Source organism: Maricaulis sp. (assembly GCF_017642925.1).
In the GTDB taxonomy this organism is placed as follows: Bacteria; Pseudomonadota; Alphaproteobacteria; order Caulobacterales; family Maricaulaceae; genus Maricaulis.
The window spans coordinates 125699-140483 of sequence record NZ_JAEPOL010000008.1 but is presented as its reverse complement, the minus strand read 5'-3'; the positions used below and the strand labels follow the sequence as shown (position 1 = coordinate 140483).

The 14785-nt window shown below is 65.2% G+C and carries 15 protein-coding genes; 3 read left to right on the top strand and 12 right to left on the bottom strand.

Going from position 1 to position 14785, the window contains the following annotated elements:
• Positions 1 to 3 precede the first annotated feature (3 nt).
• From JJ918_RS08515 to JJ918_RS08505, 3 genes are all read right to left on the bottom strand, one after another.
• Positions 4 to 321, bottom strand: a complete 318-nt coding sequence (locus JJ918_RS08515; RefSeq protein ID WP_291885826.1) for a hypothetical protein — start codon at positions 319 to 321, stop codon at positions 4 to 6.
• 5 nt (positions 322 to 326) lie between these two features.
• A complete protein-coding gene (pdhA, locus tag JJ918_RS08510) occupies positions 327 to 1343 on the bottom strand; it encodes a pyruvate dehydrogenase (acetyl-transferring) E1 component subunit alpha (protein WP_291885823.1) in 1017 nt (338 codons plus the stop codon).
• Between the two features lie 335 nt (positions 1344 to 1678).
• On the bottom strand, positions 1679 to 1984 hold the full coding sequence (locus tag JJ918_RS08505; protein ID WP_291885821.1) for a septum formation initiator family protein: 306 nt from the start codon (positions 1982 to 1984) through the stop codon (positions 1679 to 1681).
• Positions 1985 to 2180: 196 nt separating this feature from the next.
• On the opposite strand from JJ918_RS08505, the gene JJ918_RS08500 reads away from it, so the two are divergent.
• On the top strand, positions 2181 to 3344 hold the full coding sequence (locus tag JJ918_RS08500) for an aminotransferase class V-fold PLP-dependent enzyme (RefSeq protein WP_291885818.1): 1164 nt from the start codon (positions 2181 to 2183) through the stop codon (positions 3342 to 3344).
• Entirely contained in the window at positions 3341 to 4786 is a 1446-nt protein-coding gene (gene nhaC, locus JJ918_RS08495; protein WP_291885815.1) for a Na+/H+ antiporter NhaC, read from the top strand. The genes JJ918_RS08500 and nhaC overlap by 4 nt, the downstream gene beginning before the upstream one ends.
• Before the next feature lie 11 nt (positions 4787 to 4797).
• On the opposite strand, the gene JJ918_RS08490 is transcribed toward nhaC, so the two are convergent.
• The 8 genes from JJ918_RS08490 to JJ918_RS08455 form a co-directional block, all read right to left on the bottom strand.
• Positions 4798 to 5148, bottom strand: coding sequence for a hypothetical protein (locus tag JJ918_RS08490; RefSeq protein ID WP_271186695.1), 351 nt, complete (start codon positions 5146 to 5148; stop codon positions 4798 to 4800).
• Between the two features lie 102 nt (positions 5149 to 5250).
• Positions 5251 to 5856, bottom strand: coding sequence for a response regulator transcription factor (locus JJ918_RS08485; protein WP_291885810.1), 606 nt, complete (start codon positions 5854 to 5856; stop codon positions 5251 to 5253).
• A gap of 9 nt (positions 5857 to 5865) precedes the next feature.
• A complete protein-coding gene (locus tag JJ918_RS08480) occupies positions 5866 to 7491 on the bottom strand; it encodes a sensor histidine kinase KdpD (RefSeq protein ID WP_291885808.1) in 1626 nt (541 codons plus the stop codon).
• Between the two features lie 103 nt (positions 7492 to 7594).
• Complete coding sequence (locus JJ918_RS08475) at positions 7595 to 8050, bottom strand: hypothetical protein (protein WP_291885806.1); 456 nt, start codon at positions 8048 to 8050, stop codon at positions 7595 to 7597.
• 199 nt (positions 8051 to 8249) lie between these two features.
• The gene (gene eno, locus JJ918_RS08470) at positions 8250 to 9521 is read right to left on the bottom strand and encodes a phosphopyruvate hydratase (RefSeq protein ID WP_291885803.1); all 1272 of its coding nucleotides are present in this window, start codon (positions 9519 to 9521) and stop codon (positions 8250 to 8252) included.
• A gap of 125 nt (positions 9522 to 9646) precedes the next feature.
• The gene (locus JJ918_RS08465) at positions 9647 to 11317 is read right to left on the bottom strand and encodes a formate--tetrahydrofolate ligase (RefSeq protein WP_291885801.1); all 1671 of its coding nucleotides are present in this window, start codon (positions 11315 to 11317) and stop codon (positions 9647 to 9649) included.
• Between the two features lie 112 nt (positions 11318 to 11429).
• Positions 11430 to 11612: a 50S ribosomal protein L32 gene (rpmF, locus tag JJ918_RS08460; protein WP_271186700.1), complete on the bottom strand. Its 183-nt coding sequence runs from the start codon at positions 11610 to 11612 to the stop codon at positions 11430 to 11432.
• A 141-nt stretch (positions 11613 to 11753) separates the two neighbouring features.
• Positions 11754 to 12389: a head GIN domain-containing protein gene (locus JJ918_RS08455; protein WP_291885796.1), complete on the bottom strand. Its 636-nt coding sequence runs from the start codon at positions 12387 to 12389 to the stop codon at positions 11754 to 11756.
• 142 nt (positions 12390 to 12531) lie between these two features.
• Here JJ918_RS08455 and JJ918_RS08450 point away from each other — a divergent pair, with 142 nt between their 5' ends.
• A complete protein-coding gene (locus tag JJ918_RS08450) occupies positions 12532 to 13935 on the top strand; it encodes an aspartate aminotransferase family protein (protein ID WP_367277680.1) in 1404 nt (467 codons plus the stop codon).
• 173 nt (positions 13936 to 14108) lie between these two features.
• Here the strand turns inward: JJ918_RS08450 and JJ918_RS08445 are convergent, their stop codons facing one another.
• A complete protein-coding gene (locus JJ918_RS08445) occupies positions 14109 to 14750 on the bottom strand; it encodes a glutathione S-transferase family protein (protein ID WP_291885791.1) in 642 nt (213 codons plus the stop codon).
• Positions 14751 to 14785 lie beyond the last annotated feature (35 nt).

Sequence of the window (14785 nt, the reverse complement as noted above, 5' to 3'; positions counted from 1 at the left end):
TGGTCACGTCAGACGCGCATTGAGCACAAAGCCAAACGGCAGCGCAATGAACCCCAAAACCAGCCATCCCACGAGTGTTCTCCAGGCGAGCTTCGCTTGGGATCGGGAATGAAGCAGCGAAACGGCATCTGCATCACCAGCTTCGGCCATGGCCTTCAATGTTTCTCGAGGCGCGGCACTCCAGGTCCAGACCGGCGCGGGAACAAACGCGCTCTTCTCAGAAAGGCGTTTTTGAACGAACCAGCTCCTCAGCATGCAAAAGCCGGTAGCCAGCCAGATCAGAGCCCCGAGGCCCAGATATGCCGCAACCCAGTAGGGCAATGCTGCTACACCTCCACCAGCACATCCGTGTAGAGCTCGGACGGATCCGGCTCGGGGCTGTCCTTGGCGAACTGGGCGGCGTCGTTGACGACCTTCTTCACCTCCTTGTCGATCTCCTTCAGTTCGTCCTCGGTGGCATGCTTGCCCTCGATGAGACGCTTTTTCACGAGATCGATCGGGTCGTGGTGCGAGCGGATGTCGTCGACTTCCTCGCGCGTGCGGTATTTCGCGGGGTCGGACATCGAGTGACCGCGATAGCGGTAGGTCTTCATTTCCAGAATATAGGGGCCATTGCCGTCGCGGGCATGTTTGACCGCCTTGGCTGCCGCCGCCTTCACCGCCTCGACATCCATGCCGTCGACCTCCTCGCCGGGAATGCCGAAGGAGAGGCCGCGCTTGTGAAGCGCGGTTTCAGACGAGGCGCGCTTGACCGCGGTGCCCATGGCGTACTGGTTGTTCTCGATCACATAGATGACCGGCAGGTCCCAGAGCTTGGCCATGTTGAAGCTCTCATAGACCTGGCCCTGATTGGCCGCGCCATCGCCGAAATAGGTCACGGCGACTTTCTTGTTTTCCTTGTAGCGGTCGGCGAAGGCCAGGCCGGTGCCGAGCGAGACCTGGGCGCCGACAATGCCGTGGCCGCCATAGAATTGCTTCTCGCGCGAGAACATGTGCATCGAGCCGCCCTTGCCGCGCGAATACCCGCCCTCGCGGCCGGTCAGCTCGGCCATGACGCCATTCGGGTCCATGCCGCAGGCCAGCATGTGGGCGTGGTCGCGATAGCCCGTGATCACCTGGTCGCCCTCTTCCAGCGCCGCCTGGATCCCCGTGACGACCGCTTCCTGGCCGATATAGAGGTGACAGAAGCCCGCGATCAGGCCCATGCCGTAGAGCTGACCGGCCTTCTCCTCGAAACGCCGCATCAGCAACATGTCGCGATAATACTGGAGAAGCTCGTCTTTCCCGGCGGGTTTGGCCGAAGATTTCGATGCGGTGGTCTTGGTCGTACGCTTGGCAGCCATTTCTTCGCACGCGAAATAAAGCTTCGCGCTCCCATCTGACGGTCACTGCCGCATATCAGATGGATGACGCCAACGGCAAGCTCCATGGCGAAAAAAGGGCATGCTGCAGGCGCGTTGGCGGCGGGGAACGGCCCTTCTCCCCGACCGGGGAGAAGGTGGGCGAAGCCCGGATGAGGGGCGTGCGGCGAAGCCGTGCCACCGAAAATTCTGGCGGGTCTGAATTAGCTGTCGCGGAGGAGCAGGATGCTTTCTGAAGGCCGCTTTGCGGCCGCCCCTCACCCCGAGCTGCGCTCGGACCTCTCCCCGGGCGGGGAGAGGATGGGATCGCAAATTCCCTAGCGCTGCGGCGCGGGTTCGATTTCGACGATGAATTCGCGGGGATGGGCGACATTGAGGATGTCGCGGGCGCGTTCCTCGACATAGTCGAGGTCGAGACTGTCCGAGCGCAGGCGCGCCGCGGTCTCTTCAAGCTGCTCACGTTCGGCAACGGCGATGGCGAGTTCGGCCTCGGCGGCGCGAATCTCGTTCTTGACGACAATCCAGTTCAGAACGCCCTGCTCGCCGGTGAGCGCGTGATAGCCGAAATAGGCAATCGCCACCGCAAGAAAGGCACTCGTCCCGAAACGCTTGATCGCGTCCAAATCCACCACCTGTGTCTGGCCGGTTGTCCCGCACCGGCTTCATATCCTGCCAGTGATTCAACACGAGCAGGCTTTAGGAACGGTGAATCCCGGATTCAGGACTGGGTAAGAGATTGGGTCGGATTGCGGCGGGCCGCCCCGCACCAGTGCCGCGCAAGTGCTGGCGCGGCTTGCCGAAATCGGCCATGGTCGGGCCATGAGGGGACTGGATTCACACGATGAACTGATCTGCCTGCGGGCCGGAGGACAGCCGGTGAGCGGTGCCGAACCGGTACTGCCGCCGATCGTCCAGGCCTCGCTCTTCCGCCATGCGCGGACCGCCGACCTGCTGGACGGGCTCGCCCATGAAAGCCGCCGCACGGTTTATTCCCGCGGCACGAATCCCGGCATACGCGCGCTGGAGACCAGCCTGGCCGCCCTGGAACGCGCCGGCGACTGCCGCTGTTTCGGATCGGGCATGGCGGCCATCGCGGCTACGTTCTTTGCCGTGCTCGACAGTGGCGATCACATCCTGTTCGCCGGTGATATCTACGGGCCGACCCTGCAGCTCGCCACGCAGCTCGAACGGTTCGGAATCACTCACAGCCAGGTCTTCCCCGAAGGCGAAAGCGCCCTGGACACGATCGAGGCCGCGCTGACGCCGGCGACCCGGCTGATCTTCGTGGAAAGCCCGGGCACCATGCTGTTCGGCCTCCTGCCCCTCGAGGCCATCGCCAGGCTGGCGCAGAGCCGCAACATCCTCACAGCCATCGACAATACCGTCGCCACACCGCTGTTGCAGAAGCCGATCACCCTCGGTTTCGACATCGTGCTGCACTCCTGCTCGAAATATATCGGCGGCCATTCCGACGTGATCGGCGGCGCCGTCATGGCGTCGGAGGCGCTGGTCCAGAATATCTTCGAGCGCGGTTATATGCTGCTGGGCGGCATCCAGGCACCGCTGGACGCCTTCCTGCTCACGCGCGGCCTGATGACTCTGCCGGCCCGGCTGAAGCAGCACCAGGCCGATGGCGAGGTGCTGGCGCGTGCTCTGGTCGACCATCCGCGCGTGCGCCGGGTCTTCCATCCAGCACTCGACGACCGGGCGGCTGACCTGTTCGAACGCCAGTTGCGCGGACATTCCGGCCTTTTCTCCATCGAGATCGACGCTCCGGATTTCGACCGGGTCTGCGCTTGCCTAGACCGGCTCAAATTGTTCGGGCGCGCGGTCAGCTGGGGCGGTGTTGAAAGCCTTGTCATCCCGGCGGGCCGTGCAGACGGCCACGATCCGCGCCGCCCCTTCAACCTCGTCCGCCTGTCCGTCGGCCTCGAAGGTCCGGACAAGCTGCTCGACGATCTCGACCAGGCGCTCGGCCAATGACCGATACATCCAGACGCACAGACCTGCCGCTGCTCCTCGCCCTTCTGCCGCTCGCTGTCCTGCTGGCCACGATCGCAGGCGGCGTGGCGCTGTCCGGCTTCGGCGGCGAGATCCTGATCGTCGCCATGGCGCTGGCCGCATTGTGCGCCGGTCTCATCGCCCGCAGCCGCGGCGCTGGCTGGGCGGATATCCAGGCGGCGGCCGGTGCCAAGATCGCCGATGTCCTGCCCGCCATCCTGATCCTGCTCTCCATCGGTGTGCTGCTGGGTGCCTGGATGTTTTCCGGCACGATTCCGCTGATGGTGGTAACCGGCATCGCCCTCATCGATCCGGGCTATATCGTCCTGACGGCCTTTATCGGCACGGCGCTGATGTCGATCATGACCGGCACGTCCTGGGGATCGGCCGGCACGCTGGGCGTCGCCTTTATCGCCACCGCCGAAGCCATGGGCCTGCCGCTGGCCCCGGTCGCGGGTGCTGTCGTCTCCGGCGCCTATTTCGGCGACAAGCTGTCACCGCTCTCGGACACGACCAATGTTGCCGCCATTGCCGCCCATGTTCCGGTCTTCAGCCACATCCGGCACATGCTGTGGACGGCCGTTCCGTCCTTCATCCTCGCCGGACTGGTCTACGCGCTCGCCGGCCTGTTCGGCAGCGGTGGCGATGCCGCCACGCCGCAGACTGCACAAGCAACCTCCGCCGCCCTGGCAGGCCTGTTCCGGCTCGACGCACTTGCCCTGCTGCCGGTCGCGCTGGCCGTCGGCGGCATTGCCCTCCGCCAGCCACCCGCCCTGGTGATCCTGGCCAGTTCTGCGCTGGCGCTTGTTCTCGGCGTTGCCGCCCAGGGCTGGGCCGCCGGCGATGCTGTCCGCGTCGTGATGGGCGGGTTCGACGTCTCCATGACCGGGACCGCACCGGATACGCTCCCCGCCGCCCTGCCCGGCCTGCTCAATCGCGGCGGCCTGGCCTCGATGGGGCAGACGCTGATCTTCATCATCACGGCCTTTGTGCTGGCCGGTGCGATGGAAACCTCCGGCGCCCTCGCCCGCCTGATGCAGGCGCTGCTGGGTGCGGTGCGCTCGACCTTCAGCCTCGTCGCCGCAACGCTCGCGGCCGGTGCGACCTTCGTCGCCATCACCTCCCATGCCGGCGTGACGGCGCTGATCGTCGGCGAGCTCTTCCGCCCGGCCTATCGCGACCGCGGACTGGCGGGCGAGAACCTGTCGCGCTCGATCGAGGATTCGGTGACGCTGGTCGAACCCCTCCTGCCCTGGACCGTCTCGGCGCTGTTCATGGCGACAACGCTGGGCGTGCCCACGCTCGCCTATGCCCCCTGGGCCCTGTTCTGCCTCGGCGGACCGGTCTTCTCGCTGCTCATCGCGGCGCTGGCCGGACGAACAGGCTGGGGGATACGTTCACGGCCGGGCACGGCGCCACAATAGCCTTCCAGGCCCTAATTCGTGCGTATGCACACGACATGATAGCGCGCATTGCGGCTGTTGCTGGAATAGCCGTTCCAGCGCGGCGATGTTCCCGTCGAAGCCCAGCGAGCCGAATTGACACTCCCGCCGGTATCCGATGACCAATACCCGCGCTGGGCAGCAAACCGGCTGCCTTCAAAGTGGTTCATGGCCCACATCAGCTCGTTGATGGTCGGCAGGCGCATGCCCATTCCCCGACAGTGTGACATGGCCTGGTCCCAGGTCATGCTGCCCTGGTCCGACGAGACTTGAGTGTCCGCCTGGGCAGTGCCGGCAAGACAGGCCGCTGCTATGGCAGCCACAAGGATTTGCGTGTTTTTCATCTGGATAGACCTTCGCACTGGAATTGAGTGTGAAGTCTCTCCCGTCGGCCCGCGCAGATAAATCGTACACATGTCCGATACAACCTGCACGGCGGATGCCTGCTAAACCAGCCCCTCATCGGCCGCCGCCGAAATCGCCGCCGAGCGGGTCGCGACATCGAAGGCACGCAGGATTGCGGAGACATGCACCCGCACCGTGAAGGGCGAGATGCCCAGATCCCGCGCGATCTCCTTGTTGGTCGCACCCTGGGCCAGCCCGCGCAGGACGTCGAGCTGGCGCGGCGACAATTCGGTCGGACGGATGTCGTCATCGCGCGATTCCAGCAGCACGCACTGCCCGCCTGCCTGGATCTCGGCCAGCACGCGGCCCATATCCGCCGGCGAAACGGCCTTGGACAGGAAACCGTTGGCACCGGCTTCCATCATCGCATTCACCGTCTGCAGATCGTCCGTCATCGACACGACAATGATCGTGGTCAGCGGCATGGCCTGCCGCAGACGCGCGAAATCACGCTCGGCCTCGAAACCCGGGAAAACCAGATCGAGCAGCAGAACATCCGGCGGTGTATCAGTTTGCGCCCACAAGGCCTCCGCCCGATCGGCTTCGGCAAGGCGGGCTGCCGGAAACGCCTTGATCGCCACACGCTTCATGCCGTCGCGGAACAGCGGGTGGTCGTCGACAATGAGGATGTTCAGCCGGTCCTGCATCGCCCCATCCTAGCCCGATGCCCGCAGGCAGGACATCATCGCCGAGCGCAATTGCGCTGGCCGCCAGCCGTCGGCCAGGTGCAGCGCCGGCCTGGAGCCGTTTGCCACCACCGGTCCGCCCAGCACGATGGTGCGCATGGTCCGTCCGCCGGTCAGAGCCAGCGCCCGGGCGATATCGACGTCGGACGCGACGAGCACGATATCCGGCTCCGACGCCATTGGCGCCTGAGCCGCGCTGTCGATCTCGACAACGCGATAGCCCCATTCGCCGGTCAGTCTTGCCGCGCGGCGCAGATCCGGATCGGGTTCGCCGCGATACACCAAGGCACAGATCGTCGCCGGCCCGCTCGCCGGCAGGTCCGCACCCTGCACGGGCCAGCCGTCGATCGAGAAACGTGTTCCCCCTCCCAGACGGCTGTCGACCGAGACCTCCAGCCCCAGCTTGCCGGACAATTCGCGCACGATGGCGAGGCCCAGTCCGAGGCCCGGCGCTTCGCCGGTGCCGGGTTGCAGCTGGGTAAACTCCTCGAATATCTCGTCCTGGCGCTCACGGGGTATGCCCGGTCCGTCATCGAGGATTTCGATGGTAAGCCGCCCCGCGCAGCGGCGCACCCCGATCACGACGCGGCTGGTGGCAAACTTCACGGCATTGGCCGCGATATTCTGCACGATGCGCTGAAGAAGCAGCGGATCGGTCTCCACCCGGGCCGTGCTGGGAATGACGTGAAGCGCGATCTCGCGCTGGCGGGCCTCACCGGCCAGGGTCGATGTCGCCCGGCGCAACAGACTGCCCAGGACGACCGGTTCGGATCGCACCTCGATACGCTCGGACTGGATCTGGCTGATGTCCTGGATCGACTGGAACAGCCCGCCCAGCACGTCCAGCGAGCGCTGGCCTCGTGTGACGAGTTCGCGAGTTTCATCCGACAGGCGCTGGTCGCGCAGGAAGTGCAGCACGAATTTCACCGCGTGCAGCGCCTGGCGCATATCATGTCCGGTGTGGCGCAGGAGGCGTTGCTTCACCGCCATGGCACGGTCGCGCTCCTCGACCGCCCGGCCCAGCGCGTCGACCTGTTCGGACAATTGCGCCGTCAGCCGCAGATTGGCGTTGAAGATCTCGCGCATATAGCGCGCCAGAAGCGCCAGAAGCAGACCGTAGATCAGCACCATGGGCGCGATGGAGAGGCCCAGGGGCGTGCCCGGCAGGAGATGGGCGATCGTCAGACCGCTCAGCGCCGGCGCCAGTGACGTGGCCACCAGCCAGGGTCGCGGAAACTGGATGGCGATCGCTGCAGCGGCCGTGCCGCCGATCACCAGAGTGACGAAGAGCGTTGCCTCGCCCAGGCCCGACGGCGCGACGGACAGCGCCAGCGCGCCCCACATCACACCGGCCAGCCCGGTCAGGACGAAATAGGCGCGCAGATTGAAACCACGGAACATGATCGCCGCGATGACAAGGCTGAGCGGGATGCCGGTTGCCGCCAGGCCGAGGGCGACCCGCGGCATGTCCAGGGCGTTGAGGCCGAGCGCGGCGAGCCCGACCACGACGGCATGGACCAGCCAGCCGATACGGCCCGCACGCACCAGGATTTCATCGGGCGACAGCCCGTCAGACCATGTGTCCCGCGTCGGCATGTATCCGTTGCGCCCCCCGCTTCCACCGGAAGCTTAGCGGAGAAACAGCCGGCGCGGCACGCCTACAAATGTAGCAGGCCGGGATGCACGCACTGTCTTTGCGTCAGACCTTTATATCGACGCCGACCAGCCGTTGCTCGGGGCTCGCGGCATCCGATCCGCCGCGAAGCTGTGCGAGTTCGAAGCCGTCCGCATCGGAGAGTTTCGCGAACTCCAGCGCACCCGGCCCCGATACATGTCCCGCGAGGTTGAAAACCCTCCCGCGGAACTCGACCGCGAACGTGTCCAGCGTCTCGCCCAGGTTCAGGCGTTCCGTCGAGATCTTCTCCTTCAGCGCGAAGTTCTCCATCGCATAGTCATGATTGGACATGTTCGCCTGGCGGGCCTTGAGTTCCTCGAGCCGGGCCAGCAAGTTCTTCAGCCGGTCCGAGGTCGTCGTGCCGCCGGACGCAGACGCCTCATCCGTCTGGGGAGCGAACTCGGTGTTCGAGGGGGACCGGTCCGCCAGCCGCTGGTACTGGAAGGTCGGCGTTTGTGTTGTCGCAGCAATCATTGTCATCGCAAGGCTCCACGCGTTCAGGCCTAGAACCTTGCGCAACACGCATGCCAATTGGATATGACTTGACCAGCCTGACGATTCGCGGCGGATGCACCGAATCGTCGGCCCTTTGCCGGAAAATACTGCCGGCTGAACCGGCAAAAACCACCGCCCGGGAATATTATGCCGGTCGATCTGCGCGGGCGCAGCGGCAAGGCCCTCAAGCCAGGCCGCTGTCGCCGGCATAGATCGCCGTGTCGCCCAGCAGGCTTTCGATGCGCAGCAGCTGGTTGTACTTGGCGGTCCGGTCAGAGCGGGCCAGGGAGCCGGTCTTGATCTGCCCGCAATTGGTGGCGACGGCCAGGTCGGCAATCGTCGCATCCTCGGTCTCGCCGGAACGGTGCGACATCACCGCGCCATAGCCCGAGCGCAGGGCGATATCGACGGCGTCGAGCGTTTCCGACAGCGTGCCGATCTGGTTGACCTTCACCAGGATGGCGTTGGCGGCACCGGTCTCGATACCGTGCACCAGGCGTTCCGGATTGGTGACGAAGAGATCGTCGCCGACCAGCTGACAACGCTCGCCGACGCGTTCGGTCAGCTGTTTCCAGCCATCCCAGTCATCCTCGGCCATGCCGTCTTCGATGGAGACGATCGGATACTTGCCGACCAGTTCTTCCAGATATTGCGCAAAACCGGCGGAGTCGTGCGTGACGCCGGCACCGGCCATCACATACTTGCCGTCCTTGAAGAATTCGGTCGACGCCACGTCGAGCGCCAGGGCGACGTCCTCGCCCGGCTTGTAACCGGCCGCCTCGATGGCCGCCATGATCACGTCGAGCGCCTGTTCGGCAGAATTCAGATCGGGGGCAAAACCGCCCTCATCGCCGACATTGGTGTTCAGCCCGTCCGCCTTGAGGCGCGATTTGAGCGCATGGAACACCTCGGCGCCGCAGCGCAGGGCTTCGGAGAACGTCGGCAGGCCGACCGGCATGATCATGAATTCCTGGAAGTCGATCGGATTATCGGCATGGGCACCGCCATTGATGATATTCATCATCGGGGCCGGCAGGACGCGGGCATTCATGCCGCCGACATAGCGGAAGAGCGGCTGGCCCTGAACGTCGGCTGCGGCCTTGGCCACGGCGAGCGACACGCCCAGCATGGCATTGGCGCCCAGACGCGATTTGTTGGCGGTGCCGTCCAGCTCGATCATGGCTTCGTCAATGCGGCGCTGATCCTCGGCATCCATGCCGGCGATCGCCTCGAAGATCTCACCCTCGACGGCCGCGCAGGCCTTGTGGACCCCCTTGCCGCCATAGCGTTCGTCGCCATCGCGCATCTCGACCGCCTCGTGAGCGCCGGTGGACGCCCCCGACGGCACGGCGGCGCGGCCCAGCGAGCCGTCCTCCAGCAGCACATCGACCTCGACGGTCGGATTGCCGCGGCTGTCGAGGATTTCACGGGCGACAATGTCGATAATGGCGGTCATGGCGACTCTCTTCGGCAAAAGGCGTGTTGCGCGCTTCATAACCAAGGCGCGCGGCGACGCAAGCCTGTGGCTGCCGGGAAGCCCCGTGTTACCGCGAACAAGCGCTGCGAAGGCGAAAATCCGGCCTAGAACAGGCCTTCGATCTCGCCATCCTCATTGAGACGGATGTCCAGCGCCGCCGGATGCCGGGGCAGGCCCGGCATGGTCATGATGCTGCCGCAGATCGCCACGACGAAGCCGGCCCCGGCCGACAGGCGAACCTCGCGCACCTTGAGCACATGACCCTCCGGCGCGCCCAGCTGATCCGGGTCCGAGGAGAAGGAATACTGGGTCTTGGCCATGCACACCGGCAGGCGGCCATGGCCGGCTTCCTGCCAGCGCTCCAGCTGCACTCGCGCGGTCTTGTCGATATCGACCTCGCCGGCGCGGTAGATTTTGCGCGCGACCGTCTCGATCTTTTCCACGAGGGAAAGATCGTCGCCATAGAGCGGCGCGAACGCGGCCTCACCGCTGTCGGCCAGCGCGGCCACACTGCGCGCCAGCGCTTCCGTGCCGGCCCCGCCATCGGCCCAATGCGTCGCCAGGACCGCCTCGACACCGCGCTCGGCGCAGAAATCCTTCACCGCGGCCAGCTCGGCCTCGGTGTCGGCGGTGAAATGATTGATCGCGACGACCAGCGGCACGCCGAATTGTTTGAGATTGTCGATATGGCGGCCGAGATTGGCGCAGCCCCGCTCGACGGCCCCGACATTCTCCGCGCCCAGATCGCCCTTCTCGACACCGCCATTCATCTTCAGTGCCCGCACGGTCGCGACCAGAACGGCTGCCGAGGGGGAAAGACCGCCCTTGCGGCACTTGATGTCGAAGAATTTCTCGGCGCCCAGATCGGCGCCGAACCCGGCTTCCGTTACGACATAGTCGGCCAGGCGCAGGGCCGTGTCGGTGGCGACCAGCGAGTTGCAGCCATGAGCGATATTCGCGAAGGGGCCGCCATGGATGAAGGCCGGCGTGTGTTCCAGCGTCTGCACGAGATTGGGCTGGAAGGCATCCTTCAGCAGCACGGTCATCGCCCCGTCGGCGCCCAGTTCGCGCGCGGTGACCAGGGAGCGATCAACCCGCTCACCGACCACGATATTGCCCAGGCGCCGCTGCAGGTCGTCCAGATCGCTGGCCAGGCACAGGATGGCCATCACCTCGGAGGCGACCGTGATGTCGAACCCGGCCTCGCGCGGCGTGCCGTTGGCCGGCCCGCCCAGCCCGGTCACGACCGCACGCAGGGAGCGGTCATTGACGTCCAGCACCCGGCGCAGGGCAATGCGGCGCGTATCGATGCGCAGCTCATTGCCCCAGTGGATATGATTGTCGAGCATGGCGGCAAGCAGGTTGTGCGCCGCCGTGATGGCGTGGAAATCGCCGGTGAAGTGGAGATTGATATCGTCCATCGGCACGGCCTGGGCGCGACCGCCGCCGGCGGCGCCGCCCTTCATGCCGAAACAGGGGCCCAGGGAGGGTTCACGCAGGCAGATCGCGACCTTGCGGCCGATCCGCGCCAGACCGTCGCCCAGCCCCACTGTCGTGGTGGTCTTGCCCTCGCCGGCCGGTGTCGGGCTGATCGCAGTGACGAGGATCAGCTTGCCGCGCGGACGGTCCTTCAGCGTGGCGATGTAATCGCCGGACAATTTCGCCTTGGTCTTGCCATAGGGTTCCAGCGCATCGGCCGGGATATCCAGCGCCGCAGCGATCTCCGGCATCGGCTTGAGCGTGGCGGCACGGGCAATCTCGATATCACTGGCCATGAACGGTCCCCTTCTCGCCGGACCTGCAGGCGCGCAGTACCGGCATCCCCAACGAAAACGCGCCCGGTTTTCACCAGGCGCGCTTTGGAAACGGCAATACCGTCAGGACGGATCAGTCGTCCTTCGGTTCCAGGATCTGGCGGCCGCGATACATGCCCGACTTCAGGTCGACATGGTGCGGACGGCGCAGTTCACCGCTGTCCTTGTCTTCGATGTAGACCGGGCTGGCCAGCTTGTCGTGGGCCCGGCGCATGCCGCGCTTGCTCGGCGTGGTTTTTCTCTTAGGGACGGCCATCGGGCTCTCCGCAATTCTTTGAATCATGCTCCGGACGGCCCACGCCATCCGTTCGAGCCGCGCCGTATACAGGTTCCATGCACACGGCGCAAGCGCGGGCTTCCGTTATCGGCAGGCCCCGCGGCCTGCCGAAGCGCCGGATCAGTTCCGGAAGGAGATGTCGCCGCCCATCGACGCGCTGACATCGCGCTGGCCCGGCGAGCCATACACATCGATATCCGCGCCCATGGAGGCCCGGGCCTCGATCCGCGATGTCGCATGGACACTGGCATCGGCGCCCGTCGACGCTTCCAGTTCCACGTCTTCGCACACCAGATCCCGCGCATTCAGCGACACGCCGGTCGACAGACCGATGACAAGCGTCTCGCACGTACCGGACAGGCGCGCGGCGGCGCCGGTATTGATGTCGACATCGAGATGCCCGGCCTGGATATCCGACACGCGGGCCGAAATGCCGCGGCTGAAATCGAGCGATTCGAATTCGCTCATGGTAACGTGCACGACAACGTCGAGCTGGCGATTGCGCATGAACCAGCCGGTGTCCTGGCGGATCCGCAGCTCGTCGCCCTGCACCGCGACCTCGATATCGTCGAAATCGCTGCCATTGCCTTCCAGCCGCACGCCCGGATTGTCTCCGCGCACGATCTCGATCCGCAGGCCGCCGCGGGCCTCGACCCGGTCGAACGCGCCCACCTCGATATCGCGGCTGTCCTGTGCCCAGCCGGAGCCGGCCAGTATTGCGGCACCACCCAGGGCTGCCAGAATGTATTTCGTCATATCCCGTTACTCCCGTTTCGCCCCCCGGCGTCATGAAGCATCGACATGATACCGGGATGTGTACGAGATGCACGCGGGAAGGCTATTGGATGCGTCCCAGCTGCCTGAAATTACCGGGCAGCGCCGCATGGAGGGTGTCACAATGGATCTGGCGGAATTCACGACCTGGTCGAAACGTATTGCCGACTGGTCGGCCGACTATCTGCGCTCCTTGCGGGACCGGCCGGTCCGGCCGCGCACGGCGCCGGGCGAGGTGATCGCCGCCCTGCCCGTCTCGCCGCCTGAAAATGCCGAGCCGATGGCGCGAATCTTCGCGGACTTCGAGGCCATCGTGCCCGACGCCATGACCCACTGGCAGCATCCGCGCTTTTTCGCCTATTTCCCGGCCAATGCCGCGCCCGCCTCCATGCTCGCCGAGCAGCTCGCCAACACGATGGCAGCGCAATGCATGCTCTGGCAGACCTCACCGGCCGCGACCGAGATGGAAACGCGGATGATCGACTGGATGCGCCAGGCCATCGGATTGCCTGAAGGCTGGCGCGGGGTGATCCAGGACAGCGCCTCCTCGGCAACGCTGTCGGCCGTCATGACCATGCGCGAACGCGCGCTCGAATGGCGCGGCATCCGTTCGGGTCTGGCCGGCGAGGCCGCACCGCGCATCTATGCCTCGGCGCAGACGCATTCCTCGGTCGACAAGGCGTGCTGGGTTGCCGGCATCGGTCAGGACAATCTGGTCAAAATCCCCACCCGCGCGGACCACGGCATGGATCCGGACGCCCTGCGCGCCGCCATCGCCGCCGACCGGGCCGCCGGACACCGGCCTGCGGGCATCGTGATCTGTGTTGGCGGCACCTCAATCGGCGCCTGCGACCCCGTGGCGGAAATCGTGGCCGTGGCAGAAAAAGAGGGTTTATATACTCATATCGATGCAGCGTGGGCCGGTTCTGCCATGATTTGCAAGGAGTTAAGAGAAAGCTGGTCAGGCGCGGAGCATGCCGACTCCATCGTCTTCAATCCGCACAAATGGCTCGGCGCCCAGTTCGATTGTTCGATCCAGTTTCTGAAAAATCCGGCCGACCAGCTCAAATCCCTCACCCTGCGCCCCGATTATCTGGAGACGCCAGGCTTTGATGAAGTGGTGAACTACTCAGAATGGACCATTCCGCTGGGGCGGCGTTTCCGGGCGCTGAAACTCTGGTTCCTGATCCGCGCCTACGGGCTGGACGGTCTGCGCCAGCGCATCCGCAATCACATCGCCTGGTCGCGCGAGGCCGAGGCGGCCATTGCCGCCCTGCCCGGTTTCCGCATCGTGACGGAAGGCCGGTTCAGCCTGTTCACCTTCCGCTTCGAGCCAGCCGGCGAGGATGCGGACGCTCCGACAGCCGCGCTGCTGGAGCGTATCAATGCCGACGGCCGCACCTATCTCACCCAGACGCGGCATGAGGGCCAGTACGTCATCCGTTTCCAGGTCGGACAATTCGACTGCACGCGGGAGGATGTGATGACCGCCGTGAAGGTGATCGGGGAGCTGGCTGAGGAGGTCTGATACTGCGCCCTTGATTGCCCAACGTCTTATTGGTTTCCCGTCTCTCTCGTGATTTCCCCGGCCTTGTGCCGGGGCCCAGGAAAATCCGCGATTACGCTCTCATTGGCACACGAAAACCTGGGTCTTCATGCCAGGCCCCGGCACAAGGCCGGGGAAAGTGAGATTAGTGAGAATCAATCCGCCCTGGCGAAATGGGCCATCTGGTCGGCATGGGCCTTGATGAAGGCCGGACGGGTCGTCGCACGGGCGATATAGGCCCGGCAGGCCGGGTGATCGGCCAGCGCGCCGAACCGGTCGACCAGGCGCAGCGCGTCCACCATCAGGATGTCGGCGACAGTGAAACGCCCGGCAGCCAGCCATTCCCGGCCTTTCAGAACGCGCTCGAGATGTTCCATCCGGGATGCGACCCACGCATCCAGCGCCTGCCGGCCCGGCGTCTCTTCGGTATCGCCCATGAATTTGAAGATCGACCAGGGTACGCTGGCCATCTCGATCGAGTTGAGCCCTGCGATCAGCCATTCGATCGTCTCGGTCCGCCCGTCGGGGTCGGCGGGCATCAACGTCTCGCTGCGCTCGGCGAGATAGAGCAGAATCGCTCCGCTCTCGAAAATCGGAGCCCCGCCATCGGTCAGCCAAGGCACCTGGCCGAAAGGCTGGTTGGCGTAGTGACCCTCGCCCCTGTCGTGGAACGGCGTGCTCTCGACCCGATAGGCCAACCCCGCCTCCTCCAGCGCCCAGCGGATTCGCAAGTCGCGCACATGCCCGCGCGGCGTTTCCGGCACCCAGTCATAGGTCGTCAGGACGAGATCGGACATGAATGTCTCCGCAATGGCTGAGGAGACGTTGTCTC

Excerpts from the sequence above, each read along its gene's own strand:
- JJ918_RS08500 (WP_291885818.1), top strand. The coding sequence starts at position 2,181 with ATGAGGGGACTGGATTCACACGATGAACTGATCTGCCTGCGGGCCGGA.
- JJ918_RS08485 (WP_291885810.1), bottom strand. The coding sequence starts at position 5,856 with ATGCAGGACCGGCTGAACATCCTCATTGTCGACGACCACCCGCTGTTC.
- JJ918_RS08475 (WP_291885806.1), bottom strand. The coding sequence starts at position 8,050 with ATGACAATGATTGCTGCGACAACACAAACGCCGACCTTCCAGTACCAG.
- pdhA (WP_291885823.1), bottom strand. The coding sequence starts at position 1,343 with ATGGCTGCCAAGCGTACGACCAAGACCACCGCATCGAAATCTTCGGCC.
- eno (WP_291885803.1), bottom strand. The coding sequence starts at position 9,521 with ATGACCGCCATTATCGACATTGTCGCCCGTGAAATCCTCGACAGCCGC.
- nhaC (WP_291885815.1), top strand. The coding sequence starts at position 3,341 with ATGACCGATACATCCAGACGCACAGACCTGCCGCTGCTCCTCGCCCTT.
- rpmF (WP_271186700.1), bottom strand. The coding sequence starts at position 11,612 with ATGGCCGTCCCTAAGAGAAAAACCACGCCGAGCAAGCGCGGCATGCGC.
- JJ918_RS08465 (WP_291885801.1), bottom strand. The coding sequence starts at position 11,317 with ATGGCCAGTGATATCGAGATTGCCCGTGCCGCCACGCTCAAGCCGATG.
- JJ918_RS08455 (WP_291885796.1), bottom strand. The coding sequence starts at position 12,389 with ATGACGAAATACATTCTGGCAGCCCTGGGTGGTGCCGCAATACTGGCC.
- JJ918_RS08450 (WP_367277680.1), top strand. The coding sequence starts at position 12,532 with ATGGATCTGGCGGAATTCACGACCTGGTCGAAACGTATTGCCGACTGG.
- JJ918_RS08490 (WP_271186695.1), bottom strand. The coding sequence starts at position 5,148 with ATGAAAAACACGCAAATCCTTGTGGCTGCCATAGCAGCGGCCTGTCTT.
- JJ918_RS08445 (WP_291885791.1), bottom strand. The coding sequence starts at position 14,750 with ATGTCCGATCTCGTCCTGACGACCTATGACTGGGTGCCGGAAACGCCG.
- JJ918_RS08480 (WP_291885808.1), bottom strand. The coding sequence starts at position 7,491 with ATGCCGACGCGGGACACATGGTCTGACGGGCTGTCGCCCGATGAAATC.